The sequence below is a fragment of the Cupriavidus consociatus genome (genome assembly GCF_017814975.1).
GTDB lineage: Bacteria > Pseudomonadota > Gammaproteobacteria > Burkholderiales > Burkholderiaceae > Cupriavidus > Cupriavidus consociatus.
In genome coordinates, this window is record NZ_JAGIQA010000002.1 from 182,287 (window position 1) to 208,996 (window position 26,710).

General features: G+C 68.2%; 21 protein-coding genes and 2 pseudogenes. 11 read left to right on the forward strand and 12 right to left on the reverse strand.

Translation table 11 applies throughout. From position 1 onward, the window contains the following. Positions 1-46 precede the first annotated feature (46 nt). From J8I82_RS03990 to J8I82_RS04005, 4 genes are all read right to left on the reverse strand, one after another. Positions 47-3,163, reverse strand: coding sequence for an efflux RND transporter permease subunit (locus J8I82_RS03990; RefSeq protein ID WP_209754619.1), 3,117 nt, complete (start codon positions 3,161-3,163; stop codon positions 47-49). A gap of 6 nt (positions 3,164-3,169) precedes the next feature. After that, entirely contained in the window at positions 3,170-4,330 is a 1,161-nt protein-coding gene (locus J8I82_RS03995; RefSeq protein ID WP_209754621.1) for an efflux RND transporter periplasmic adaptor subunit, read from the reverse strand. Positions 4,331-4,332: 2 nt separating this feature from the next. Next, a complete protein-coding gene (locus tag J8I82_RS04000; RefSeq protein WP_209754623.1) occupies positions 4,333-5,817 on the reverse strand; it encodes a TolC family protein in 1,485 nt (494 codons plus the stop codon). A 213-nt stretch (positions 5,818-6,030) separates the two neighbouring features. After that, positions 6,031-6,432, reverse strand: coding sequence for a cobalt-zinc-cadmium resistance protein (locus tag J8I82_RS04005; RefSeq protein WP_209754625.1), 402 nt, complete (start codon positions 6,430-6,432; stop codon positions 6,031-6,033). 648 nt (positions 6,433-7,080) lie between these two features. Between J8I82_RS04005 and J8I82_RS04010 the strand changes: the two genes are divergently transcribed. Continuing rightward, entirely contained in the window at positions 7,081-7,371 is a 291-nt protein-coding gene (locus tag J8I82_RS04010) for a nucleotidyltransferase domain-containing protein (RefSeq protein ID WP_209754627.1), read from the forward strand. Next, positions 7,337-7,798: a hypothetical protein gene (locus J8I82_RS04015; protein ID WP_209754629.1), complete on the forward strand. Its 462-nt coding sequence runs from the start codon at positions 7,337-7,339 to the stop codon at positions 7,796-7,798. Before J8I82_RS04010 ends, J8I82_RS04015 begins: the two co-directional genes overlap by 35 nt. 159 nt (positions 7,799-7,957) lie before the next feature. On the opposite strand, the gene J8I82_RS04020 is transcribed toward J8I82_RS04015, so the two are convergent. The 3 genes from J8I82_RS04020 to J8I82_RS04030 form a co-directional block, all read right to left on the reverse strand. Continuing rightward, a complete protein-coding gene (locus J8I82_RS04020) occupies positions 7,958-9,583 on the reverse strand; it encodes a rhodanese-related sulfurtransferase (RefSeq protein ID WP_209754632.1) in 1,626 nt (541 codons plus the stop codon). Positions 9,584-9,588: 5 nt separating this feature from the next. Continuing rightward, the gene (locus tag J8I82_RS04025) at positions 9,589-10,197 is read right to left on the reverse strand and encodes a cysteine dioxygenase family protein (protein ID WP_209754634.1); all 609 of its coding nucleotides are present in this window, start codon (positions 10,195-10,197) and stop codon (positions 9,589-9,591) included. Positions 10,198-10,281: 84 nt separating this feature from the next. Beyond that, a complete protein-coding gene (locus J8I82_RS04030; protein WP_209754636.1) occupies positions 10,282-11,517 on the reverse strand; it encodes an acyl-CoA dehydrogenase family protein in 1,236 nt (411 codons plus the stop codon). 235 nt (positions 11,518-11,752) lie between these two features. On the opposite strand from J8I82_RS04030, the gene J8I82_RS04035 reads away from it, so the two are divergent. The 6 genes and pseudogenes from J8I82_RS04035 to J8I82_RS39555 all read left to right on the forward strand — a co-directional run. Next, positions 11,753-12,850, forward strand: a complete 1,098-nt coding sequence (locus tag J8I82_RS04035) for an LLM class flavin-dependent oxidoreductase (protein ID WP_209754638.1) — start codon at positions 11,753-11,755, stop codon at positions 12,848-12,850. Between the two features lie 57 nt (positions 12,851-12,907). Next, positions 12,908-13,921, forward strand: a complete 1,014-nt coding sequence (locus tag J8I82_RS04040) for an ABC transporter substrate-binding protein (protein WP_209754641.1) — start codon at positions 12,908-12,910, stop codon at positions 13,919-13,921. 3 nt (positions 13,922-13,924) lie between these two features. Beyond that, complete coding sequence (locus J8I82_RS04045; RefSeq protein WP_209754643.1) at positions 13,925-14,980, forward strand: ABC transporter permease; 1,056 nt, start codon at positions 13,925-13,927, stop codon at positions 14,978-14,980. Next, positions 14,974-15,951, forward strand: coding sequence for an ABC transporter ATP-binding protein (locus tag J8I82_RS04050; RefSeq protein ID WP_245179438.1), 978 nt, complete (start codon positions 14,974-14,976; stop codon positions 15,949-15,951). Before J8I82_RS04045 ends, J8I82_RS04050 begins: the two co-directional genes overlap by 7 nt. Positions 15,952-15,982: 31 nt before the next feature. Beyond that, complete coding sequence (locus J8I82_RS04055) at positions 15,983-17,155, forward strand: c-type cytochrome (protein ID WP_209754645.1); 1,173 nt, start codon at positions 15,983-15,985, stop codon at positions 17,153-17,155. Positions 17,156-17,296: 141 nt separating this feature from the next. After that, positions 17,297-17,704: pseudogene (locus J8I82_RS39555) on the forward strand (EamA family transporter); the annotation flags it as partial. Between the two features lie 533 nt (positions 17,705-18,237). Here the strand turns inward: J8I82_RS39555 and J8I82_RS04065 are convergent. Continuing rightward, positions 18,238-19,083 (reverse strand): annotated as a pseudogene (locus tag J8I82_RS04065) (sugar phosphate isomerase/epimerase family protein); the annotation flags it as partial. Positions 19,084-19,217: 134 nt separating this feature from the next. Between J8I82_RS04065 and J8I82_RS04070 the strand changes: the two are divergent. Beyond that, positions 19,218-19,985: an IclR family transcriptional regulator domain-containing protein gene (locus tag J8I82_RS04070; RefSeq protein WP_029044961.1), complete on the forward strand. Its 768-nt coding sequence runs from the start codon at positions 19,218-19,220 to the stop codon at positions 19,983-19,985. A gap of 5 nt (positions 19,986-19,990) precedes the next feature. Here J8I82_RS04070 and J8I82_RS04075 read toward each other — a convergent pair whose 3' ends face one another. Then, positions 19,991-20,944: a LysR family transcriptional regulator gene (locus J8I82_RS04075; protein WP_209754649.1), complete on the reverse strand. Its 954-nt coding sequence runs from the start codon at positions 20,942-20,944 to the stop codon at positions 19,991-19,993. A gap of 105 nt (positions 20,945-21,049) precedes the next feature. On the opposite strand from J8I82_RS04075, the gene aroQ reads away from it, so the two are divergent. After that, positions 21,050-21,523 carry a type II 3-dehydroquinate dehydratase gene (gene aroQ / locus J8I82_RS04080; protein WP_209755012.1) on the forward strand — a complete coding sequence of 158 codons (474 nt, stop codon included), beginning with the start codon at positions 21,050-21,052 and terminating at the stop codon, positions 21,521-21,523. A 100-nt stretch (positions 21,524-21,623) separates the two neighbouring features. Here the strand turns inward: aroQ and J8I82_RS04085 are convergent, their stop codons facing one another. The 3 genes from J8I82_RS04085 to J8I82_RS04095 all read right to left on the reverse strand — a co-directional run bounded on the left by J8I82_RS04085 (position 21,624) and on the right by J8I82_RS04095 (position 25,026). Further along, the gene (locus tag J8I82_RS04085; protein WP_209754652.1) at positions 21,624-22,688 is read right to left on the reverse strand and encodes a porin; all 1,065 of its coding nucleotides are present in this window, start codon (positions 22,686-22,688) and stop codon (positions 21,624-21,626) included. A 68-nt stretch (positions 22,689-22,756) separates the two neighbouring features. Continuing rightward, a complete protein-coding gene (locus tag J8I82_RS04090) occupies positions 22,757-24,085 on the reverse strand; it encodes an MFS transporter (protein ID WP_209754654.1) in 1,329 nt (442 codons plus the stop codon). Between the two features lie 107 nt (positions 24,086-24,192). Continuing rightward, entirely contained in the window at positions 24,193-25,026 is an 834-nt protein-coding gene (locus J8I82_RS04095; RefSeq protein ID WP_209754656.1) for a shikimate dehydrogenase family protein, read from the reverse strand. A gap of 362 nt (positions 25,027-25,388) precedes the next feature. Between J8I82_RS04095 and J8I82_RS04100 the strand changes: the two genes are divergently transcribed. Then, complete coding sequence (locus tag J8I82_RS04100) at positions 25,389-26,459, forward strand: 4-hydroxyphenylpyruvate dioxygenase family protein (protein ID WP_209754658.1); 1,071 nt, start codon at positions 25,389-25,391, stop codon at positions 26,457-26,459. Positions 26,460-26,710 lie beyond the last annotated feature (251 nt).

Here is a 26,710-nt window from a genome sequence, read left to right on the forward strand (position 1 = left end):
AAATGGCGCATGAGGCGTTGCACACTACACAGACACAAGGTGAACCTTAAACCGGCACATCCCTGGTCGGATCCGGCTTGCTGTCATCGAACCACCGGTACAGCGTCGGCACCATCACCAGCGTCAGCAGCGTCGACGTAATCAGCCCGCCGATCACCACCACCGCCAGCGGACGTTGCACCTCGGATCCGGGGCCGGTAGAGAACAGGAACGGCACCAGGCCCAGCATCGCGATGGTCGCGGTCATCATCACCGGACGGAATCGCTGCGTCGCGCCCTGCACCACCGCTTCGTCGAGCGACAAGCCCGAATCGCGCAGCGAACGGATATACGACACCAGCACCACACCGTTCAACACCGCCATGCCCCACAGCGCGATAAAGCCCACCGACGCTGGCACCGACAGGTATTCGCCGGTGACGAACAGCCCGATGATGCCGCCGATCGAAGCGAACGGCAGCACCGTGATGATCAGCGTGGCAAAGCGCAGCGAGTTGAACAGCAGGAACAGCAGGAAGAAGATCGCGGCGATGGTGACCGGCACGATGATCTTCAGGTGGCCCATGGCACGTTCCATGTTCTGGAACTGGCCGCCCCACTCCAGGTAGTAGCCTTCGGGCAGCTTGACCTTGGCTGCCGTGGCCTGCTGCAGCTCGGCCACGAAACCGCCGAGGTCGCGGTCCTTCACGTTGATCATCACCACCACGCGGCGCTTGGCCATTTCGCGGCTGATCTGGGCCGGGCCGTCGTTGACCTCGATCTTGGCCACGCTCTGCAGCGGTACCTGCGTGCCGTCAGCCGTAGTCACCAGCAGTTGGCGAATCGCCTGCACGTTGTTGCGGAAGTCATCCGGCAGGCGCACGGCCGCGGCAAAGCGGCGCTCGCCTTCGAAGATGTCCGTGGCACGCTTGCCGCCGATGGAGATCTCGATCACGTCGTGGATGTCGGATACGTTGAGCCCGTAGCGCGCGATCGCCTGGCGGTCGATCTCGATCGACAGGTATTGCTGCCCCGAGACGCGCTCGATACGGATGTCCTGCGAGCCCTGGATGCCGCCGGCCACGCGCGAGATCTCGCCGGCCAGCTCGCGCAGCTTGTCCAGGTCGTCGCCGAACACCTTCACCGCCACGTCCGAGCGCACGCCGCTGACCATTTCGTCGACGCGGTCCGAGATCGGCTGCGCCATCACGATCTGCACGCCGGGGATGGCCTTGAGCTTCTCGCGGATGGCGTTGGCGATATCGTCCTGGGTCCAGCCGTCGGGCCACTCGTCGCGGTCCTTCAGGCTGGCGATCGGGGTCGATTCGTTCTGGCCCTGCGGGTCGGCCGGGCTTTCGCCGCGGCCCACGCCCGACACCACCGACTTGACGCCCGGCACGCCCAGCACCAGCTTGTTGGCTTCCTTCTCCAGCTTGATCGACTCTTCCAGCGAAATGTTGGGCACACGGTCGATCGCGGGAACGATCGAGCCTTCCTTCATCTCGGGGATGAACGAGGTACCCAGCAGCGGCACGATCAGCAGCGTGGCGACGAACGCGCCCACCGCGCTGAGCACGGTCTTGCGGCTGTTGCCCAGCGCCCAGTGCAGCATGCGCAGGTAGTGGCGCTTCATGAAGGCAATGAGGAACGTGTCATGCTCGGCGCCGCCCTTGAGCAGGTACGACGACAGCACCGGCGACAGCGTCAGCGACAGGAACAGCGAGATCGCCAGCGCGATCGAGATGGTGAACGCCAGCGGCGCGAACATCTTGCCTTCCATGCCGGACAGCGTCATCAGCGGCAGGAACACCAGGATGATGATGCCCACGCCGACGATCACCGGCGTGGCCACTTCCTGCACGGCCTTCACCAGGATCTCGGTCTTGGTCAGCCCCGGTTCCTTGTGCCCCAATCGCTCGAACGCGTTCTCGACCACCACCACCGAGCCGTCGACCATCAGGCCGATCGCGATCGCCAGCCCTCCCAATGACATCAGGTTGGCCGACAACCCGACGTGGTTCATCACCATGAAGGTCAGCAATGGCGTCAGCACCAGCGTGGCCAGCACGATGACCGACGAGCGCACGTCGCCCAGGAACAGGAACAGCACGATCACCACCAGCACCACGCCTTCGAGCAGCACCTTGGTCACCGTCCACAGCGCGGCATCGACCAGCTCGCTGCGGTCGTAGTACGGCACGATCTGCAGCTTGCCGGGCAGCATGCCGCGCTCGTTGATCTCCGCCACGCGCGCCTTCACGCGGCTGACCACTTCCTTGGCATTGCCGCCGCGCATCATCATGACGATGCCGCCGACGGCCTCGGTCTGGCCGTTCTTGACCAGCGCGCCCTGCCGCACCTCATGGCCGACGGTGACGTTAGCCACATCGCGCAGGTAGACCGGCGTGCCGTCGACTTCCTTCAGCACGATGCTGCCGAGGTCCTCCACGCCCTTGGCCAGGCCGACGCCGCGGATCAGGTACTGCTCGGCGTAGTGCGGCAGCACGCCGCCGCCGGAATTGGCGTTGTTGCGCGCCAGCGCCTCGTAGACCTGCTGGATCGACACGCCGTAGTGGCGCATGCGCTCCGGGTTGACCAGCGCCTGGTACTGCCGCACGTAGCCGCCCTGCGAGTTGATCTCGGCCACGCCGGGGATCGAGCGCAGCAGCGGGCGCACCACCCAGTCCTGGGCGATGCGGCGCTCGGCCAGCTCTTCCTGGGTCAGTTCGCGGTTGCCGTCGTCGGCGCGGTCCAGCGTGTACTGGTAGACCTCGCCCAGGCCGGTCGAGACCGGGCCCAGCACCGGCGACACGCCTTCCGGCATGCGCCCGCCCACCTCGATCAGGCGCTCCATCACCAGCTGGCGTGCAAAGTACACGTCGGTGGCGTCGGTAAAGACCAGCGTGATCAGCGACAGGCCCGCCTTGTTCAGCGAGCGCATCTCTTCCAGGCCGGGCAGGCCCGTCATCGCCATTTCCACCGGCACGGTGACAAAGCGCTCGACTTCCTCGGGCGAACGGCCCGCGGCTTCGGTGGCGATCTGCACCTGCACGTTGGTCACATCGGGGAAGGCGTCCACCGACAGCTTGGTGGCAGCGCGCAGGCCGAAGAAGAACAGCACCACGGCCAGCACGCAAACCACCAGCCGCTGCTTGATGGCGGCTTCGACTAGGGATTTCATCATGTCCGATTACCCTTGCTCGATGCGCTTGCGCTCGTTGTCCAGGTGGAACGCGCCATCGACCACGATGCGGTCGCCGGCCTTCACGCCGTTCTGCACCACGCGCATGCCGTCGCTCTCGGCGCCCAGCTTGACCTTGGTCAGGCGGAACTTGTTGCCCGGCATCTCGACATAGACCAGCTCGTCGTTGCCCTCGCGCACCACCGCGGCGGCGGGAATCACCAGCTGGTCCTGCGGCTTGCCGGCGATCAGCATGCTGGCCAGCATGGCGGGCTTCAGGCGCCCTTCGCGGTTCTCCAGCTCGGTGCGTACCAGCACCGTGCGCGACTGCGGGCTGACCGTGCGGCCCACGTAGATCAGCTTGCCGGTGATGGTATTGCCGCCCTTGCCATTGGCCAGCGACGGCACCTCGATCTCCACGCTCTGCCCTTCGGCGACCTGCGCGGCCTGCTGCTCCGGCACCTCGGCCACGACCCACACGCGCGACAGGTCGGCCACGGTGTAGAGCGCGTCGGCCGGCTGCACCACCTGGCCCTGCGCCACGTTGCGCTCGACCACGGTGCCGCTGATGCTCGAATACACCGGCGAATGCGAGTTGATGCTGCCGTTCTTCGCCAGCTCGGCGATCGAGCCCTGCGACATGCCCAGCACGCGCAGCTGGTCGCGGTAGGCGCGCATCTCGGCGGAGGCGATCGCCAGTTCGCTCTCGCGGCGCTGCAGCTCGCCGCGGCCGATCACGTCGGCGGCAAACAGCTGGCGCGCGCGCTCGGCGTTGCGCACCTGCAGGTCGTGCTGCGCCTCGCTCTTCAGGAACGACATCTGCGCGGCGCCCAGCTCGCTGCTGTGCAGGCGCGCCAGCACCTGGCCGGCCTTCACTTCCTGGCCGAGCGTGGCATACAGGTCGGTGACGCGGCCGGTCACGCTGGCGCCGATGCGCGATACGCGCTGCTCATCGAAGTCGATGCGGCCGGCCACGCGCAGCATCTCGCTGAACGGGGAGGTGGTGACCGGCGCCACCTTCAGCGACTGCTGCAGGTTGCCTTCCGGCTGGATCACGCCGGGCGGCAGCTTGGGCGCTTCGGCAACGGGTTCAGGCTTGTCGGAACAGGCCGCCAGGCTGAGCGTCAGGACGGCAGCGGCCGTCAGCGAAAGCAGGAAATTGGGACGCATGGTTATTTCTGTTCGATGGTGGAGGTCGGCGGCAGGCCTGGCGCGGCAGTGGCGCCCGGGGCGGTCGACATGAGCTTTTCGATCTGGATGGCGGCCAGCTGCTGCTCGTACTGGGCGGCGATCAGCTCGTTGCGCGCACTGCGCAGCACGCGCTGAGCATCGATGAAGTCAAGGATGCCGCGCTCGCCGAAGCGGTAGGCGGCCTCGGCCACGCCCAGCGCCGACTCGGCCTCGCGCACGATGCCGGACTCCAGCGCGGTCACCTGCGCCTGCGTGATCTCGTACTGGCGGTAGGCGGATTCCAGTTCCTGCGCCAGCTCGAACTCGCGCATTTCCAGCGCGCTCTGCGCCTGCGTCGCCTGCGCGGTGGCCTCGCCCACCGGGCCGCGGCGGCGGTCCCACAGCGGGATGGTCATGACCAGGCCGATCTGCGAGACGTTGTTGTCGGGCTGGCGGTCGGTGCTGGCGCGCACCGCCACTTCCGGCCAGCGCAGCGAACGCTGGTAGTCGACGCCCAGGCGGGCGCGCTCCAGTTCCGTGCGGCGCTGGACCAGTTCGGCATTGCTCGCGGTCATGGTGTCGCGCAGCACCGGCAGCGGCGGCACGTCCGGCGACTGTGCCAGCGTGCCGTCCAGCGAGAACTGGCCCGGCATGGCGCCGCCAACCTGCTGGCGCAGCGCGGCCTTGGCCTGGTTCACGCGCAGCTCGGTGGTCTGCTGGTTCTTCTGCGAGGCCAGCAGTTCGGTCTCGGCCTTGATCAGTTCATAGCGCGGCGCTTCGCCCACCTCCACGCGCAGGCGTGCGCGCGAATGGATCTGCCGCATCATCGCCAGGTCTTCTTCCGCGGCATGCAGCTCGCTTTCACGACGCAGCACATCGTAATAGGAAGTCTTGACGCGCGCGGCAAGGTCTGCGCGGAAGCCCTGGCGGGCCGCCTGCGACGACTCCAGGCCGCGCGAGGCCATGGCCTCGCGCAGGCTGCGCTGGTGCGGGTAGTCCAGCTTCTGCACCACGGCGTAGCTCGGCGCATTGCCGCTGGTCACGCCGGGTTGCTTGCCGGACAGGCGGCCGTACATCACTTCGACCTGCGGATTGGGATAGGCGCGCGCGCTGCTGATGGCGGCGCTGGCGGCATCGACATTGGCCTCGGCCACGGCGACGCCCTTGTTGGTCGACTGCGCCATGTCGAGCAGTTGCGGCAGCGAGAAAGCCGGGCCGGCCGCCGCACCGGCGGGGCGCGCGGATGCCGCCTTGGGCACGGCCGTGGCGGCCACCAGTTCGGCGCCGGGCGTGGGCGCCGGGGCGGCGGAAATCTTCGCGGAAGGCTTGGAGAGCGGTGCGGCCGGTGAGGCAGGGATAGCGGGCTTGGTGCCCGCTGCCCCCGCGGCCTTCGCCGGAGCGGCGCCCTGCTCTCCGGCATGGGCCGGGGCAGCGGCGAACGCGAGCAGCGAAAGCGACGCGATCAGGGTCAGCTTGGTTGTTGTCATGAGTCCGGAATGCAAGCAATGCGACGCCTGCGCCATGCCGCGGCGCGCCCCGGCGCGAGTCACGGCGGGACGGACCACGGCAGCGGCTTACCCGCGCGCGGTAGCGGCGGGCAGGCTGGCGGTATCAGGCAAGGGGGCGCGGCCCGCGGCACGGCAGCTGCGGGGGCAGCGCGTGCGCGCGGGGGAGCGGCAAGGCGTATGAACGCCCGGCGCTCAGGAGCGGAATATCGGCGGCCGGAAGAAGGTCGAAGGCGGCGGCCCGGCGCGGCCTGGGGGATATTGCGCGACATCCCCCGTGGGCAGCAGCAGCTTCACCGGGGGCAGGGCAATGAGGGCACTGGACTCTTCGATTTCGTCCAGCAGGTCCAGCGGATCGAGCAGGTCGGCCGACCAGATATTGCAGTACCCGGGTGGCGGGTCTGCGCAGATGTCGTCGTCATGCAGGCCATCGTCGCCAGGAACGATGACGCGGCCCATGTCGTCCACCGACTCCAGCGCGGCCAGCTCGGTACTGGCCTGCAGCTCCGGCTGCACCGACGCGCGTGCGTCCGCCACCGCTCCAAAGGAGAGCAGTGACAGGCACATGGCAGTCAACAGCAGGAACAACAATCGCATGGGTCGGGGGCTGGAAGCACGGGCGAAAGCGCCATTCTGGCAAGGCGCACGCCGTGCTGCGGTACAGCATTGTAACGTAACGATTACGATTGACAGAGAATCGTTACGTTCGTTCCCTATCGAAGACGGAAGATGGGCAGTGGAAGTTGGAAATTCGGCATTTTGCTGCATGCGAGCGAAAAGGCTGAGGCGTTATACCAAGTCGTGGATTTAGGGCTATCCCTTCGCAACGAGGCGCCAACCAGGCCAACACTGTATGTTAGACAGTGCTACTGTCTAACACGCAGTACAATTGTATGTAGTACAGTATCACTGTTCAATAGACAGTTCGATGCTATGCGAAACGCTCTTTTGGCCGAGCTCTTTGGAGGCGAGCAGCGCTTCGCGCTGCTTAGGGCGCTCTACATGAGTCCCGGCAAGCAATATTCACCCGCGGAACTGGCCCGCCTTACCGGAGCAGACAGCGGAAATGTGACCCGTTGGCTAAGGCGATGGGCTCAGGTGGGGCTTACAGTACGCCATCAGGATGGGCGAAATGTGCTTTATCGTGCAGCCGAGTCCCCTGCGTTGGCGGGGCTAACCGATATCGTACGGCGCAGCGATGCGGTACTTGACGATATCAGGGCGGCACTCCCGGAGGAGACTGAGATGGCCGCGATATTCGGATCGGTGGCGCGCGGCGAGGAGAAGGCAGAGTCGGATCTTGACGTATTGGTGCTGGGCGAGGAACTCAGTTCGATCCGCATCAACGCCCTGTTGAAAGCTGTGGGACGGAAGCACGGCCGCGACATCCATGCCTCGGTCTTCTCGCGGTCCGAGTTCGAGGAGATGCTGGCCGGCGGCAACAGCTTCGCGGTCGGGGTGATGCAACAGCCGATGATTTTGCTGAAAGGAGAATTGGCCCATGGCCGCACGAAAGCCATCAACGCTGGCACTTGAAGAGCCGCAAGTTGTCCGAGCGGAGCGGATGCAGAACAAGCAGATGGTCCAGGAACTCTTGCGCGCGGCCGTGCAGAAGTTCCAGGACACCAAAGTCGCTGGCGTTTCCGACCCGACAAAGTTTGAAGCCGCTTACGACGCCATCCTGTTCGCGGCGCTTGCCGTGTTTGCCGCCCAAGGCTTCCGGCTATCCGCGGCACACGGCCACCATCGAATCGCGCTGGAGGGCCTGGTCGGATCCCTCGAAGGCGGGCAGCTGCTGCTGGACGAACTTGATGGCCTGCTATCGATCCGCAATTCGAAGTACACGGGATTTGCCACGGTCAGGGCACCCGACCTGCGCCTGGCCCTGGCACTTGCGGAGCGCATGCTGAACGAGACCTCGCAATGGCTGCATGCGAATCACCCGGAGATGCTGAAGGCTTGACAGTCCGACGTCGACGGGCCCCCACTTGCGTGGCCTGGACTGGCATGAGGTCTCCAGCGCGCACGAGCGTTGTCGCGTGGCTGCGCGGTGCCAGGCCTGGCCTCAGCCCCGGTAGCGGGCTGCACGAGCACGGGTGCGCACCACCCGAACCAACGCCGCTCAGACCACCCTGAACCCGTGCGTGCCGTCGCGCTCCAGTTGCGCGATCAGGCCGAACTCCCAGTCGAGGTAGCCCTGCATCGCCTCGCGCGGATTGCCGGTGCCTTCATATGGCCGGCGATAGCGGTCGGTGCGCTCGGACGCCAGGTGCGTCTCGCCGGACTCCAGCGGCAGCCCGGCCGCGATCCACGCCTGCGTGCCGCCTTCCAGCACCACCACCTCCGCATCGGTCAGCCGCCGCAGGTCGGCGGCGGCAAAGCGCGCGAGCAGGCTGGAGCCGCACGTCAGCACATAGCGCCGTGCCTGCGGGATGCGCGCCAGCGCACCCGCCAGCTGCGCGCGGATGACGAAGTGCGCACCGGGGATATGGCGCTTGACGTAGTTGGCGCTGGCGGTGAAGTCGAGCACCACGGTGCTGCCGTCCGCGCCCTTGTCGAGCCACGCGGCGAGTTCGGCGGCCGTCGCCGCCGGCACCGCCGGGGGCACCGGCACGTCGGCCGCCACCGTGCCGGACTCGCTGCGCGCGGCGGCATCGGCCGGCTCCACCACCCAGACCTCCCAGCCCATCTGCGCCAGCCATGATCCCGTCATGCTGGCGCGCACGTCGTCGTCATCGGCGAGCACGAAGCGCGCGCCCCGCACCGGGGCGTTGTGGTCGGTTTCCTGCACCAGCTGTCCGCCCGGCGCATTGGCGAAGCCCGGCAGGTGCCCGTCTGCGAATTCCTCCGGCGTGCGCACGTCGAAGCGGTACACGGTGCGGCCCGGTTCCTGCAGCGATGGCAACGCGGCCAGCGCGATGCGGCGCACGCCGGCACGGTCGGCGATCGCGCGCGCGCCGCGGCGGGCGCTGTCGCGGTTGTCGCTGCTCACCTCGGCGGGGGCGCGGCGGCTCGCGCCGTGGTCGAGCTGCTGGCCCGCCAGCGTCCAGCCGATGGTGCCGTTGCGCAGCGCCGCCACCGGGTTGGGAATGCCGGCGTTGACCAGCGACTGCGTGCCGATGATGCTGCGCGTGCGGCCGGCGCAGTTGACGATCACCTGCGTGTGCGGGTCGGGCGCCAACTCGCGCACGCGCAGCACCAGTTCGGCACCGGGCACGCTGGTGGCAGTGGGAATGCTCATGGTCTGGTACTCGTCGAAGCGGCGCGCGTCGACGATCACCGCATCGGCCTTGCTGTCGATCAGGGCCTGCACCTGCTCGGCGGACAGCGAGGGCGTATGGCGCCTTGACTCGACCACTTCACCGAACGACTTGCTCGGCACGTTGACGTCGCGGAACACCTCGCCGCCGCCGTCGATCCATCCGGCCAGCCCGCCTTCGAGCCCATGCACATTGGTATAGCCCAGTGCTTGCAGCACCGACGCCGCGCGCGGCGCGAGGTCTTCGCCGGCATGCTCGCCGTAGACCACGATCAGCGTGTCGCGGCGCGGGATGCGCGTCCAGGCCTCCAGCTCAAGCCTGGACAGCGGGAAATTGGCGGCCCATAGCGGATGCGCCTGCGCGAAGGGGTCTTCCTCGCGCACGTCGATCAGCGCGATCTCGGCGCCGGCCAGCAGGGCCTGGCGCACCTGCGCGCGGGTGAAGGTCGGGAATGCCGTGTCGGCTGGCGTGGCGTGCTGGATGGTCATGACTTCTAGGCTTCGCGGGAACGGTCCCACAGGTTGGGCAGGGTCGGGTTGGAATACCCGGAAATAAAGGGCTTGCGCGTGCCGTCCTCGGCGTAGACCGAGCGGCGCACCGCGCCGATATTGGCGCCGTACACGTGGATGCTGACCGAGACGCGGTCGTCGTGCACGTTGTTGACGCGATGGATGTCGCCTACCGTGGGCGACACGGCTTCGACCTGCCCGGGCTGCAATCGCACCGGTTCGCCCTTCGGCACGGGACGGCCGGCGGCGTCGAGCACGAAGGGCTGCGACTCTTCCGCGCCGCGCAGCATGCCGATCAGGCCCCATACGGTGTGGTCATGGATGGGCGTGCGCTGCCCCGGGCCCCAGACAAAGCTGACGACCGAGAAGCGCTCGGCGGAATCGCAATGCAGCAGGTGCTGCTGGTAATACTCTGGGTGCGGCTCGGCCCATGCCTCGGGCAGCCAGTCGTCGCGTGCCACCAGCCGCGCCAGCAGCGCCCCGCCCTCGCGCAGGATGCGCGGCTCGTCGGGATGCTGGTCCAGCAGCGCGGCCAGGCCGGTGATGAAATCGCGCAGCGGGGCAAGCCCGCTGGCATCGGGGGAACTGCTCATGAAATGCCTCCGGGGGTAGTTCTGTCTTCGGGCCCTCTGTGGGGCGCTGCCGCTGCAAACATAACACGGTCGCGGCGGCCGCGTTCATGCCAGCGGCGGCGCATGCACCTGCAGGCCCAGTTGGTGCTTGCCGGCTGCGACCAGGATCGAGTCGTTCTGCGGCGTATGGATGCGGCTGCACAGCACATCGCGATAGTGCCGCTCGAGCGGATGGTTGCGGCTCAGGCCGTGGTTGCCCGCGAGCTGCAGCGCCAGTTCCACCGCGCGGATCGCGTTGCCGGTCACCGTGAACTTGAGCAGGCCGCTGTCCGCAGCCGCAGGCGGCGCACCGGCGTCGGTGCGCGCGGCGGCATCGTCGAGCAGGACCTGATTGGTCCGCAGCAGCGCGCCGATCTCGCCGATGGTTTCCTGCACGCGCGGCAGCGTGGCCAGCGGCGCGCCCAGGCTGCCGGGTGCGCGCTCGCGCACGAAGCCGCGCACCCACGACCCGGCGGCGCGCGCCACTGCGTCATAGAGGCTGCCGAGCAGCACGATCATCCACGCCTGCTGGTCAGCGTTGGCATCGGTGTCGGCCTGGCTCGCGCCCGCCGGCGCCCAGGCGGCGGGCAGGCGGATATCGACCGCGTGGTCGGGCGGGATCCAGATATTGTCGAGCACGGTCTCGTGGCTGCCCGAGGCGCGCAAACCCAGGTGGTTCCAGTTCTCGACGACGCGCACGCCGGCCACGCCCGCTGCGGGACCCGGCACCAGGAATACCCCCACGCGCGGCTGCGGCTCGTCGGTGCGTGCCCAGACCGCCAGCCAGCGCAGCGCGGGGATGCCGGTGCTGTACAGCTTGCGGCCACTCAGGCGCCAGCCATCCGCAACCTGCGTGGCGATGGTGCCGGGCAGGCCGCCGCGCGCAGGGGAGCCGAGCCCGGGCTCGACGCGCAGCGCGTTGATCAGCGCCCCCTCCTGGACCGCGTTGGCAAAGACCTGCTCGCGCACCACCTGCGGCCAGTGCGAATCGGGGCGCGCGATGGCGCGATGCTGCAGCCAGGTCATGGTCAGCACCAGCGCCGTGGCCGGCTCGCCACCCGCGATGGCCGCGATGATGCGGCGCGCCTGCGCCAGCCCGGCCCCGCCGCCGCCGTAGTCGCGCGGCACCACCTGCGCGATCAGGCCATGCGCATGCAGCTGCGCGAAATTGTCATGCGGGAAGCTGGCCGCCGCGTCGTGCGCGGCGGCGCCGGCGGCGAAGCGCGCCGACAGCCCGCCCAGCACTTCGCCAAGGCGCGCGTCGCCGGCTGGCAGGCGGCGCAGGGATGAAGTCGAAGACATGGAAAGGGACTCCGGGAGGGATGGCTGGCAATTCGGAAAGCTTGCGGCAGCTCGAGCCGAATGCCACCGATGCCGCATAGCGTAGCGCCGCGCCCGCGTTCCGGGAACGACGCTTATTGAATAAGGTCCGTCGTTTTTATTCGTTAGTCGCGGCGCGCCACGGGCGTACTTTATTCCCCAGTCCATACAAGACCCGGGCGGCACGCCGCCGCCATCACCGAACAGGAGCGTACCAATGCCAGTCGATTTCATCGGCATGATCCAGAGCCAGAAGCAGTCCGAGATCCATCCCCCCGCGGGGCCCGTGATCGACCGCGACTATGTGCGCGCCTTTGCGCAGGCGCACGAGCAGGCCGGCTTCGACCGCATCCTGGTGCCGCACCATTCGACCGGGCCTTCGGCCACGCTGACGATCGCGTATGCCGCGAGCGTGACCGAGCGCATCCATTTCATGCTCGCGCACCGGCCCGGCTTTACCGCGCCGACGCTGGCGGCGCGCCAGATCGCCACGCTCGACCAGTTCAGCGGCGGGCGCCTGGGCGTGCATGTCATCTCCGGCGGCTCCGACAGCGAGCAGCAGCGCGACGGCGATTTCCTCGACCATAACCAGCGCTATGCACGTACCGACGAGTACCTGCACATCCTGCGGCGCATCTGGACCGAGCCGCAGCCGTTTGACCATGCTGGCGAGTTTTACCGCTTCACGCAGGGCTTTTCCGAAGTCAGGCCGGCACAGCAGCCGCATGTGCCGATCTACTTCGGCGGCGCGTCCGATGCGGCGTTGAAGGTCGCCGGCAAGCATGCCGACGTCTACGCGCTGTGGGGCGAGTCGCTCGACCAGGTGCGCGAACTGACCACCCGCGTGCGCGCGGAGGCGGCCAGGCATGGCCGCACCGTGCGCTTCTCGGTGTCGTTCCGCCCGGTGCTGGCCGAGACCGAAGAGAAGGCGTGGGCGCGCGCCGACAGCATCCTGGAACGCACCCGCGCACTGCGCGTGCAGGCCGGCTACAGCCGTGGCGGCCCGCAGCAGAGCGAAGGCGCGCGCCGGCTGCTGGCCGCCGCCGACAAGGGCGACCGCGTCGACCAGCGCCTGTGGACCGCGATCGCGCGCGAGACCGGCGGTCGCTCCAATTCCACCGGCCTGGTCGGCACGCCAGAGCAGGTCGCGCATGCACTGCTGCCGTACTACGAACTGGGCGTGACCACCTTCCTGATCCGCGGCTTCGACCCGCTCGAAGACGCCGCTGACTACGGGCGCGAGCTGATCCCGCGCGTGCGCGAGCTGGTGGCGCAGCACGATGCCGCCAGCGAGGCGGAACGCCGCGCCGCCTGACCACTGCAGCCATAAGCCACCACAACAAACCCACAACAAGAATCGGGGAGTCTCTCCATGAGCCACAAGCACAACGACACCGACCCGCGCCGCCGCAGCGTGCTGCGACTTGCCGGCGCCGCCGCGGTCGCCGCGCCCGCATTGATCCTTTGCCGCCAGGCCTGGTCCGCGCCGCGCAAGCTGACCTTCGCCTGGAACCAGAATTCGTTCTGCCTGACGCCGGTCGTGGTGGCGCAGGAGAAAGGCTTCTTCGAGAAAAACGGACTGCAGGTCGACCTGATCAACTACAGCGGCTCGACCGACCAGTTGCTGGAATCGATCGCCACCGGCAAGGCCGATGCCGCGGTCGGCATGATCCACCGCTGGCTCAAGCCGCTGGAGGCAGGCTTCGACGTCAAGATCATCGGCAGCTCGCACGGTGGCTGCGTGCGCCTGGTGGGAGCGAAAGCGGCGGGCGTGACCAGCCTGCAGCACCTGAAGGGCAAGACCGTGGGCGTCAGCGACCTGGCCGCGCCCGGCAAGCACTTCTTCACTATCCTGCTGGCCAGGAACGGCATCGACCCGGACAAGGACATCACATGGCGCCAGTATCCGGCCGACCTGCTCGGCGTGGCGGTCGACAAGGGCGAGATCCAGGCCATCGCCGACGGCGATCCCAACCTCTACCTGCTGGAGAAGCGCACCAACGGCGCCTATGTGGAGCTGGCCACCAACCTGACCGGCGAATATGCGCGCAAGGTGTGCTGCGTGGTCGGCGCGCGCGGTGAACTGGTGCGCAATGACCGCCCCGCCGCCGCGTCGCTGGCGCGCGCCATCGTGCAGGCCACGGACTACGTCAACGAGAACCCCAACGAGGCCGCGAAGGTCTTCGCCAAATACTCGCCCAGGATCAATCCGGACGACCTGCGCAAGCTGTACGCGACGCTGACCTATACGCACCACCCGACCGGCGCCGACCTGCGCGACGAGATTGCGTTCTACGCCGACGATTTCCGCCGCATCGGCGTGCTGAAGAAGACCACCGATGCCAAACGCCTGGCGCAGCATGTGTACGCCAACGTACTGGGGTAAGCGATGACGACAAGCCAACCTGCATTGGATGTACAGCTGGCGCGGCAGCCGGCCGCCGCGATTTCCGACACCCCCGCGCACGACGCCGCCCCGGCACGCATCTGGCCCGTTGGGCTGCTCGCGGCGCTGGCATGGGCCGGCTTCGGCGCTCTGACGTGGCGCTGGCCCAACCGCGTGGTCGGCTTCAGCGACTGGGCCTACACCGAGGAACTGGGCCTCGCGGCGCTCCTGGCTGCGGCCCTGCTGGCGCTGCTGGCGCTCGGCGGCCCGCACGTGCGCGCGCTGCAGCGGCCGCTGGCCGCACTGCGCATCGCCGGCCCGTGGCTGGTGGCGATCCCGGCGGCGCTGTCCGCATGGGAGATCCTGACCGCCAAGACCGCGATCCTGCCGACGCCGTTCTTCGCGCCGCCGCAGGCGCTGATCGAAGTCTATGCCGATGACTGGCGCCGGCTCGGCGACAGCGTGCTCAACACGCTGAAACTGCTGGGGCTGGGCGTGGCATATGGCGGGCTGGCGGGCTTCCTGGTCGGCGTTTCCATCGGCTGGTCGCGGCGCATCGGCTACTGGGTCCATCCGGTGCTGCGCGTACTGGGGCCGCTGCCCTCGACCGCGCTGTTGCCCCTGACCTTCTACTTCTTCCCGTCGAGCTATTCGGCGGCCGTGTTCCTGATCGCGCTGGCGACCGCCTTCCCGGTAGCCGTGCTGACGTGGTCCGGCGTCGCCGGCGTCAACAAGAGCTACTACGACGTGGCGCGCACGCTTGGGGCTTCGGGCTGGTTCCTGGTGTTGCGCGTGGCGATTCCCGCGGCGCTGCCGCAGGTGTTTGTCGGGCTGTTCATGGGGCTTGGGGCGTCGTTCTCGGTGCTGGTGACAGCGGAGATGATGGGCGTGAAATCGGGGCTGGGGTGGTATCTGACCTGGGCGCAGGGCTGGGCCTCGTACGTGAACATGTATGCGGCGCTGATCGTGATGGCGCTGCTGTTTTCCGGGGTGATTACGTTGCTGTTCGTGGCGCGGGACCGCGTGTTGTCGTGGCAGAAGGGGACGGTGAAATGGTGAGCGTGGTGGAGCGGTTGAAAGCCGCCGGGGCTTACGGACGCGGGCAGAAGGCTTCCCTCTCCCGCGCAGTGGGAGAGGGGTCGGGGGTGAGGGCAGGCGGTGGCCGTGCTGCAGGCGATATAGGTGCTGCAGGCGCCGGCCCTCTCCCCCAGCCCCTCTCCCGCGAGCGGGAGAGGGGAGTTAACGCGGCGGCAGGTGATGACTCGAAAGTACTGACCGGGGCCCGTATCGGGATCCATCAGGTCAGCCACTGGTTCGGCCACGGCAACGAGCGCCTGCAGGTCCTCGACCACGTCGACCTCAGCGTCGCCCCCGGAGAATTCGTTGCCCTGCTCGGTCCCAGCGGCTGCGGCAAGTCCACGCTGCTGCGCCTGGTCGCCGGCCTGGACCAGCCCACGTCCGGCGAGATCCTGCAGGACGGCACGCCCATCACCGAGCCCGATCCCTCGCGCATAGTGGTCTTCCAGGATCCCACGCTGTACCCGTGGCGCCGCGTCTGGAACAACGTCGCGCTAGGGCTGCAGGCGCAGGGCATCCTCGCGCAGCAGCGCCATCGCGTCGACGACGCGCTGCGCCGGGTCGGGCTGGAATCGTTCGCGCGCGCCTTCCCCCACCAGCTCTCCGGCGGCATGGCGCAGCGCGTGGCGCTGGCGCGTGCGCTGGTCAACGATCCGCGCCTGCTGGTGCTGGACGAGCCGCTGGGCAAGCTCGATTCGCTGACACGGCTGGCGATGCAGAGCGACCTGGTCGAACTGTGGCAGCGCTCGCGCTTCTCGGCGCTGCTGGTCACGCATGACGTGGAAGAAGCGCTGTTCCTGGCGCAGCGCGTGATCGTGTTCAGCCAGCGGCCCGCGCGCATCGCGGCGGAACTCAGGGTCGACCTGCCCTACCCGCGCCATCGCGGCGACCCGCGCCTGACCGAATTGCGTCACGAAGCGCTGCGCCACCTGGGACTGGACGCGAGCTGGTAATGTCCGATCGCAGCATCTGGCGGGCCGCGTCTTGAACGGCCCGCAGCCCCATGCGTGGCTGAACGCACTGCTCGTCCTGGCCGAGAAAAGCCAGCTGGGCCTGCTGTGGCTGTGGCATGCGCTGGGGCTGAGCGGCACCAGCCATGGCCAGCCGGCCTGGCCATGGGCGCGGCGCATTGCCGGCGAAACGCTGCTGATCGACCTTCCCCTCGCGCGGCAGGTCGGCTTCAGCCTGTGCGCGCTCGCCTTTGCCGTGCTGGCGCTCGTCGTCGCCCTGGCATGGCGCCGGGGCCGCCCCGTGCTCCTGGTGTCAGCCGGGCTGGCCCTGCTGCTCGCGCCGTGGCCGGAGGCATCGCTGCTGCTCGGCCCGGCCAGCCCCACAAGTTTCCACGCCAGCCCTACCCGTTTTGCCGTCGATAGCATCGTGCTGGGGCAACGCACCTACGCACGGCATTGCACCGCGTGCCACGGCAATGACGGCCGCGGCGAAGGCCCGCTGGCCGCCAGCCTGCCGCAATGGCCGCCGACACTGGTCAGCCCCCTGCTTGCACGCCGTGCCGAGGGCGAACTGTTCTGGCACGTGCTGTCCGGCATGCGCGACCGGCGCGGGCGTCCAACCATGCCGGCGTTCCGCGGCCAGCTTGCCGATCGCGAGGCCTGGGCCGTGATCGACTACATGAAGGCGTTGTCGGCAGCCAACAGTGCCGAAGGCAACTGGCCCGTGCCGCTGCGGTTGCCGGAGATGGCCATCCGCTGCGGCGACGCCGCGCCGGTGGCGCTCTCGCAATGGCGCGGCGGGCAGCGCGTGCGGCTGGTGGCAGTGGACGGGACCGCCGCGTCCCTGCCGTATGAAGACCCGCGCTTCCTGACCGTGCTCGTCACACGGGACGGCCGCGTGCCGGCGCAGGTGCCGCGTTTCCGCGCAGGCTGCACGGCAGCGGCCCGGGCCTGGGAAGCCATGGCGGCGATCGCCGGCCTGCCGCCGGCAGAACTGGCGGGCACCCAACTGCTGGCGGATAGCGCGGGATGGCTGCGCGCGCGCGGCACGCCGGGCACTGCATGGTCCGATGCCGACCTCGTCTGCGTGTCCGGGCCGGCCGCCGCGGCGCCGGCCATGCCCGCCGGCATCGATGGCCTGACGGCGTTGCTGCTGCGCATGGATGCCGAGCCGGTACGCTTCGTCAAAGGCGGATTCATCCATTGAGCAGTGATTGTTCGCTGGCAGCGAATTCTGACTTTCCAGCCGCAGCCGCCATCGGCCTCGCCCGGGACAGTACCCTCGGCTTCATGAAGGACCAGCCTGGAACGCTGACATGTTGTGGTTGAGGGTGGCGCCATGAGCGCCATGGGAAGTTCGCGGCCCCTGCAGGGCATCGCACTGATGGTTGCCGCGGTGGCATGCTTTGCCGCGCTCGATACGATGACCAAGATCACCGGCGCCGCCGTGCCGGTGGTGATGGCGCTGTGGGTGCGCTATCTCGCGCAGGCGGCACTGACCGGCGCGGTGCTGCTGCCGGCGCGCGGCCGCATCCTGCTGCGCACGCGCCGGCCGTGGCTGCAGGCAACGCGCGCGGTAACGATGCTGCTGTCCAGCGCCTGCGCCTTCTTCAGCCTGCAGGTGCTGCCGGTGGGCGAGTTCACCGCGGTGGTCAGCCTGACGCCGCTGGCGATCGCGCTGGCGGCGGCGACGCTGTTCGGGGAGTGCATGTCGGCGCTGCGCTGGCTCTGCCTGCTGGCCGGATTTGCCGGCGCGCTGGTGGTGATCCGGCCCGGCGCCGACGTGGAGCCGGCCATGCTGCTGCCGCTCGCGGCGGTCTGCCTCAATGCCGCCTACCAGTTGCTGACCAGCGTGCTGACCCGGACCGACGGCGGCGGCACCACGCATTTCTATACCGGCTGCATTGCCGCGGTGCTGCTGTCGGCGGCGCTGCCGCTGGCATGGACCTGGCATGTCGACGCGCTGCACTGGTGGCTGCTGGCGGGCATGGCGCTCGCCGGCTGCGCCGGGCACATGTTCCTGGTGCTGGCCTATGCGCGTGCGCCCGTTGGCGTGCTGACGCCCTATCTCTACCTGCAGATCGCCTTCGCCATGCTGGGCGGCTGGCTGGTATTCGGCTGGCTGCCCGACGCCTGGTCGCTGCTGGGCGTGGCGATGATTGCCGCCAGCGGCGTGGCCGGCACCGCGGTGGCGGCCCGCGAACGCGCCTTGCCGGCACGGCCGGCGGCGCAAAGCGAGCGCGGTCTAGCGTTTCACCTTGCCGCGAGCGCTGCGCCGCCGGAGCGCGCTGCGGCCATGGGTACGCCGTTCGTCACCGCCTCCAGCCATTGCAGCGAGCGCAGCCCGTCCTGCGCGACCGGCAGCGGGGGCGCCACGCGGAAGGCATCGTTGAACACCTCCAGCGACAGCGGTCCCCGATAGCCGGCCCGCAGCACGGCACGCGTGAAGCCGGCCACGGGCAGGTCTCCCTGGCCGGGGAAATTGCGGTGGTGGCGGCTCCAGGTGCGCACATCCAGCGACATGCGTGGTGCATCTGCCAGCTGGACAAAAAAGATCCGCTCGGCCGGCACGGCATCTAGGCCATGCAGCGTATCCCCCAGCGCGAGCGTATGGAAGCTGTCCAGCATCAGCCCCAGCGCGGGATGCCCGGCGCGCTGCACGATGTCCCAGGCCTGCCGCCAGCGGCGCACATGGCGGCCCCAGGCCAGCGCCTCGTAACCCAGGCGCAGGCCGCGGCGGGCCGCGGCTTCGGCCAGCACGTGCAGATCGGCGGCGGCGCGCGCGGGATCGTCCAGAGCCGCTTCCTGCACGTTGCTGCAGACCAGCGCCAGTTCCACACCGAGTTGCTCCATTGCGTCGAACTTCCGCCCTGCACGCACCAGCTCCGCGGCGGACAGGCCGCCCGGCATGGCCTCGAAATCGCGCAGCGGCTGGTAGAGCAGGATCTGCAGCCCGAGGTCCGCGGCCATGCGCCGGACCTCGGCGGGCGTGCCGGGGAATTGCAGCAGGTCGTCCTCGAAGATCTCCACGCCGTCGAAACCGGCGCCGGCAGCGGCTTGCAGCATCTGCGGCAGCGATCCCGACAAGGTGACGGTGGCGATCGATTTGCGCAGCGGGGCAGAAAAAGGAGTCATGGCGGTCAGTCGGGATGGCGGCTTGGATTTCCCAAGGTTATGAGCCATCATTGCCCGCAACAACCGTCATTCGCGCGCATGCGTGCGACAATCGCTCCAATGCAATCATCTATCGCGCGAAGCAAGGGTTAACCATGGAAAACGAACCGCTGAACCGGCGCGACTGGATCGCCGGGCTGGAGAAAGGCCTGGCCATCCTGGAGGCCTTCGACCACGACCATCCGCGCCTGACCCCGACGCAGGCGGCCGAGCGCACCGGCCTGACGCGCACCGCGGCGCGCCGTTACCTGCTGACGCTGGAGCACCTGGGCTACACCACCAGCGACGGCACGCTGTTCAGCCTGACGCCGCGCGTACTCAAGGTGGGCTGGTCGTACTTCGATTCGGCGCGGCTGCCGCGCACGGTGCAGCCGTTCCTGCAGCAGATCACCGCGCAGCTTGGCGAGGCCGCCTACCTGAGCGTGCTCGATGGCTGGGAGCTGGTGTTCATCGCCCGCACCAGCACCAACCGCGTGATGAGCACGGGCTTTGTGCTGGGCGCGCGGGTGCCGGCACCGCTGGGCTCGGCGGGCGTGATGATGCTGGCGTCGCGGCCGGAAGAACAAGTCAGGACATGGCTAGAGAACGTGGTGCTGGCGCCTTACACGCCCTACACCATCCTGCAGCACGACCGGCTACTGGAAGAGATCCGCAAGGCCGGCGCGCAGGGCTATGCGATGCTGGAGCAGCAGTTGCAGACCGGCGTGCGCGGCGTGGCGGTGCCGCTGCGCGATCGCCACGGCAAGGTGATCGCCGCGCTGTCGGTGAACATGCCGATCGGCGACGAGACTCCGCAGCAGGCGCTGGACCGCGTGCTGCAGGTGATGCAGGACACGGCGCTGCTGATCATGCGCGTGCTGTAGCGCGCCTAGCCTTCCAGCGACGTCGCCAGCGCGTGCGGCCCCTGTGTCAGTTGCGCCTTGAGGAAGGCCAGGCACACGCGCATGCGCGCCGAGGCCGATGCCCGCGCGCTGGTGACGGCCCAGATGTCGGACGGATGCTGCCAGCCGGGCAGCACGCGCACCAGGTCGCCCGCCCGCACCGCGGCAGCCACGTCCCAGACCGACGCCATGATGATGCCGTAGCCCTCGAGGGCCCACTCGTGCGTCACGTCGGCAACATTCGATGCCATCGGGCCGGTGACTTTCGTTGTCTCCCAGGCGCCGTCCTGCCCCTGCAGCCGCCACACGCCGAACGCCTGGTCGCGCTCGCGCAGCAGCAGGCAGTCATGGCGCGGCAGGTCGGACGGATGCTCCGGCATGCCACGTCGCGCCAGGTAGGCCGGCGCAGCGCACAGCACGCGGCTGCCGGTGGCGATGCGGCTGGCGATCAGGTGCGGCTCCTGCACGTCGCCCACGCGGATATCAAGGTCGAACTGCTCGCCGATCAGGTCGACGCGGCGATCCAGCAGCTCCAGCCACACCTCCAGCCCCGGATGTTGCTGCCGCAGCAGCGACAGCACCGGCGCCACGTGCCGGCGCCCCAGCCGCAGGCTGGTGGCGATGCGCAACTGGCCGCGCGCCTCGCCGCCGGCACCGCCGACCGCTTCCAGCATGCCGTCCACGTCTTCCAGGATCTTCTGCGCCCAGGCAAACGCACTCTCGCCTTCGGCGGTGACGCTGACGCGGCGCGTGGTGCGGTGGAACAGCCTTGCGCCGAGCATGGCCTCGAGCATGGCGATGCGCTTGCTCACATGGGCCGGCGAAATGCCCGTCTCCTGGGCCGCGGCGATAAAGCTGGCGCGCCGCGCCACCGTGCAGAACAGCCGCAGGTCGCGCAGGAACGGGTCATTGTTCGCGCTGGGCGCATGCTGAGTTTCCATGGCAGTGGATGATGGGACGAGGGCTAAACGATAGGCTATCGGCCGTGGCCGCGCCAGCAGCGCGGCAGATTGAAGGGAACATGAAGCGGACATGAAGGAGACATGATGAAGACAGTACTGGTGCTCAACGGGCCCAACCTCAACCTGCTCGGCACGCGCGAGCCGGCCGTCTACGGCAGCGAAACCCTGGCCGACGTGGAACGCATCTGCCAGCAGGCCGCGCAGCGGCTCGGGCTGCGGGCGGAGTGCCGGCAGAGCAACCACGAAGGGCAGCTGATCGACTGGATCCACGAGGCGGGCAAGCTGTGCGCGAGCGGCGAGATGGCCGGCGTGGTGCTGAACGCGGGCGCGCTCACGCATACGTCGATTGCGCTGCACGATGCCATCAAGGGCGCAGCAGTGCCGGTGATCGAGTACCACGTCTCCAACGTCCATGCGCGCGAGGCGTTCCGGCACAAGTCGTGGATTTCGCCCGTGGCGGTGGCGGTGATGGCGGGGCTGGGGGTGAAGGGATATGGGCTGGCGGTGGCGGCGGTGGCGCAGGTGACGGGGGTGGCGGCGCAAACAGATCCGGCGTGAGCGCTGCCCGGCCGCCGTCTCATGCCGGCGGTTTGCTCCCCTCTCCCGCAGGCGGGAGAGGGAGCACACCCGCAGCGAGGGATAGGCTTGCGCTGCGCGCTCAGAACTTGTGCCTGACCCCCGCCATCACTCCCAGCCGCGTCTTGTTCCCATAGGTATTGCCGCTGTTCACAAATGCCGCTCCGCTGTTCAGCGCAATCCACTGCCCCTGCAGGTGGGTGTAGTCCACCTCCACATAGACATCGGTACGCTTGCTGAAGTTGTAGTCCAGCATGCCCGCGGTGGTCAGCCGCTTGCCGCCCTGCCCCGCGTGCCGCAGCCAGTCGTACTGGAACGTGCCGATGAAGGCCAGCGCATCCGTCAGGCTGAAGCGCGTGCCGACATAGCCCACGTTGTTGCGATAGTCCGCCACGTCGAGCCGGTTGTTGGTATAGCCCAGGTAGTATTGCGACCGCGCCGCCTTCCACGTCCCGCCCACGCCCCACACCGTCTGCTTGCTCGCTTGCGCCGCCGGCACCGCGCCGAAATAGGCCGAGGTGACGTTCTGCGTCTGCTGGTAGACCGCGCCGATTTCCAGCGGCCCCGAGCTGTACACCAGCGACCCGGCCGCCGCCGAATTGGTCTTCATGCTGCCCGGCACCTCGCCGAAGGTATAGGCCGCCGCCACCTGCAGGCCGTCGAAGCTCTTGATGTACTTGAGCGTGTTGTCGTAGCGCAGCCCGGTGTAGTTGCCGCCCTGGTAGCCGACGATGGAGTTGTTGGCAAAGGCCATCGCCTCGTACGACGACAGCACTTCATGCGCCAGCGTGTACTGGCGGCCGAGCGCGAGCTTGCCGTAAGGACCATCGAAGCCGACCACGGCGGTACGCCCGAACAGCCGCCCGCCCTGCTGGCTGGTCCCCGTGTCGGGCGAGAAGCCCGACTCCAGGATGAACCACGCCTTGTTGCCGCCGCCGATATCCTCGGTGCCGCGGATGCCCCAGCGGCTGCCGGTCAGCACGCCGTCGGTCATCTGGGTGCGGCTGTGGCCGGCCGCGTCTTCGTTGGTGCTGTAGCGGATGGTGGTATCGAGCAGGCCGTAGAGCGTGACGCCGCCGGAAGTCTGGGCGACAGCGGGCACGCTGCCCGCGCCCAGCGCGAGCAGCGCAATGAGTCGTTTATGCATCGGAAGTGTTGTCTCTGGCTTTGTTGTTGTCGTCTGGCGGCACCAGCGGTGCCGCCGGGGGCGTGTGGTCAGACGGCGTCAGGCACCTTGCGCGGCGCGAGGAAGAACAGCCACGTCAGCGCGATGAAGTAAGCGCACGGGATCATCGTGAACAGCACCGCGTAGTTGTTGTGGGTCGCGGTCAGCACGTAGCCCACCAGCTGCGTCATGAACATGCCGCCGATCGCGCCGATCATGCCGCCAAAGCCGAACACCGAGCTGACCACGTGCTTGGGCGTGTAGTCCATCACCATGCTCCAGATATTGGCGGTCCAGGCCTGGTGCGCGCCGATCGCCACCGAGATCGCGGCCACGGCCATCCACAGGCTGCTGGCGCCGGCGGCCATCACCACCGAGGTGATGCACACGGCAAAGACCAGCATTGACAGCAGCCGCGCCCGCACCGCCGGCATGCCGCGCGCGATCAGCCACGACGACAGTGCACCGCCGCCCACGCTGCCCACGTCGGCGCACAGGTAGATCACGATCAGCGGAATGCCCATCTGCGTCACGCTGATGCCGAGCTGGTATTGCTGGTTGAGGAACGGCGGCAGCCAGTACAGGTAGAACCAGAACACCGGCGCGGTGATGGCGTAGGCCAGCGCGAAGGCCCAGGTGCCGCGCATGCGCAGGATCTGCGCATAGCGGATGCGCTGGGCCGGCGGATCGGTGTCGCGGGTGATGTGCGCCAGTTCCGCGGCGGTGACGGTCGGGTGCTGCTCCGGGTTGTGGTAGCGCGCGAACCAGAATGCCAGCCAGATCGCGCCCAGTGAAGCGATCACCAGGAACGCGGCCTGCCAGCCCCACGCCTGCAGGATCAGCGGCAGCATGATCGGCGTCAGCATCGCGCCGACGTTGGTGCCGGCATTGAAGATGCCGGTGGCGATGGCGCGCTCGCTGGCCGGGAACCAGATGCGCGTGGTCTTGACGCAGGCCGGGTAGTTGGCCGCTTCCGACAAGCCGAGGAAGAAGCGGCAGATCATGAAGCCGACCGCAGACGCCGCAAACGCATGCGCGCCGCAGGCAATGCTCCACAGCAGCACCGCCAGCGCAAAGGCGCGCTTGACGCCAACCAGGTCGATGAAGCGGCCCTGCAGCGCAAAGCCGATGGCATAGCCCACCTGGAACCAGAAGTTGATATTGGCGTAGTCCTGCGCGGTCCAGGCCATGGCCTTGGCCAGCACCGGCTGCAACACGCCCAGCGCGGCGCGGTCCACATAGTTCAGCGTGGTCGCGAAGAACACCAGCGCCAGCATGCCCCAGCGCACCTTGCCGAAGGCAAAGGCGGCGCGCACCTTGTCGCCGAGCGAGTTGCCGAGCGCGGAAGCCGCTGGCAGCTCCTTGTGAGTCGTTGTCATGTTGTCTGTCTCCACCAATGGATAAGAAGTCTTCCTTGCCGGCGTGCCTTTTTGTGGTGGCTCGCGCGCGGCCCGGGGCAGGGCTTGCGCCCCCGCCCGTCGATGCATCAGTACCGGATCTGCGCCACCTCGCGCAGCGCGTCGGGCGTGGCCGTGCCGTACCCGAAGAACTCCAGGTAGGCCGGGATCATCTCGAACAGCATGTCCGTGCCCACCTGCACCTTGCAGCCGCGGGCCAGCGCGGCCTGCAGCAGCGGCGTGTATTCCTGCTTCATCACCACCTCGCCGACCATCGCGCCGGGGGCGATGCGCGCCACGTCGAACGGCAGCGGATCGCCGGGCTGCATGCCCAGCGGCGTGGCATTGACCACCACGTCGAAGCCCGCCGGGTCGGCCGAGCCGGTACTGACGCGCAGCGCCGGGTAGTGCGCGGCGAGGCGCTGCGCCAGGGCGCACGCGGCCGCCTCGCGGGCGTCGAACAGCGCCAGCTCGGCCACGCCGGCCGCCGCCAGCGAGGCGGCGATCGCGCTGCCCACCCCGCCGCTGCCCGACACGATGGCGCGCGCGCCTTCCAGCCGGCAGCCTTTGCGCCGGATGCCGCGAACGAAGCCCTCACCGTCGAACTGGTCGCCGACCAGCGTGCCGTCGTCGCGCCGCAGCACCGCGTTGCAGGCGCCGGCGATGCGGGCGGCGGGCGTCAGTTCGTCGACCAGCTCGACGGTGGCGACCTTGTGCGGCATGGTCACCAGCGCGCCGCGGATATTGGTCAGGCGGAACAGCGCCGGAAATACCGTCGCGTAGTCGTCCGGCCTGACCCCCATCGGGATCACGGCGGCGTCGATGCCTTGCCGGTCGAACCAGGGGTTGTAGATCATCGGCGCCTTGAACGATTCCGTCGGATAGCCGATGTGGGGGATTAGCGTGGTCTTGCCGTGGATCATGGTGTGCCTGGGTTCCGGTGATTCGCGCTTCCCGGACTCCGGCATGGGGCCTCTGTATGGACCTGGCAGGGAGACGGGGGCGCGTCGTTGACCGGAGATTAGTGGCCGCCCAGCGCACAGCCAACTGTCGCATATGGCACTCTGCGCGATTAATGAACGTACATGCGCGATCAAGGCGCCGAATGCGGGTTTCTACGGGTCCGTTGCGAAGGGCGCCAACGCGCGGGTTGCCTCGGCGCCGTTGCTACTATCGGTCGTCGCCGCAAGGCCCGGCACCGCGCCCGGCACCGCGCCCGCAATACGTCGCAATACGCCGCAATACGCCGCAATACCCCCGCAATACCCAGACAGGAGCCCATACCATGAGCGCCGCAACCGACTCTTCCCCGCGCGCCGATGATGTCCAACCGTGGGACAACCCGCTCGGCATCCGAGGCTACGAGTTCATCGAGTTCGCTTCGCCAGATCCGGCCGCGCTCGGCCGGACGCTGGAACGCCTCGGCTTCGCCGCGATCGCGCGGCATCGCCACAAGGCGGTGAAGCTGTACCGGCAGGGCGAGATGAATTTCATCGTCGATGCCGAGCCGGATTCGTTCGCCACGCGCTATGCGGCGCGGTATGGCTTGTCGATCTGTGCGATCGGGATTCGCGTCGACGATGCGGCGGCAGCGTTTGCGCGAGCGCTGGAGGCCGGCGCATGGCCGTTCGAGGGTGGCACGGTGGGGCCGATGGAGCTGAATATTCCCGCCATCCAGGGGATCGGACAGTCGGTCTTGTATTTCATCGACCGCTGGCGCGGGAAGGAAGGCCGGCCCGGCGATGTCGGGGATATCTCGATCTACGACGTGGATTTCCGGCCGCTGCCGCCAGCCGGCGACATGCCCGACGCCGGCCTGCTCCGCGTCGACCACCTGACCCAGGCGGTCGATCCCGGCCACCTGGAGGAATGGCTGGAGTTCTACCGCAAGGTGCTGGGGTTCCGGGAACTGCGCAGCGGCGGCGAGTCCCACGCGCTGGTATCGCCATGCGGCAGCATCCGCATCCCGCTGTACGAGAAGGGAACGACGCGCCACGACCAGATGCGTCATTACCTGTCAGATCAGCACGGCGAAGGCATTCAGCACATTGCGCTGGCCAGCGGGGACATTCTGGCCAGTGCCGCGGCACTGGCTGACCGTGGCGTGCAGTTCGTGCAGCCGCCGCCGGCCTACTACGATGCCTTGCCGGCGCGGGTGCCAGGCCATGGGCTCGACCTGGCCGCACTGCAACGCTACGGCATCCTCGTCGATGGCACCGGCCCTCGCGGGCGCTTCCAGCAAGCCTTCCTGAAACGCGAGGCAGGCGAGTTTTTCTTCGAGGTCGTCCAGCGTGATGGTCATGAGGGCTTCGGCGAGGGCAACCTGCCTGTCCTCGAAGCGCTGTCGACGCGCTGATACCCTGCGCCGCCTGGGCGCGGCACCTTCCTTCCTGCTTTCCTCCCCCTGCGCCGGCCCCCATGCCGGCGTTGTCTTGCCTACTCTCCTCCCATGACGGACGCAATAGTGCCTCACAAGGCGCTTATATCCGATCTTGTCTCATTTTTTTGATTATTTCATTCCGTAAACCAGAACTTCTTATTGACGACCGCCGATCTTCCGCCTACATTTCGACCAACGCATCAATTTTCCGGAACGTACTGTTCCAC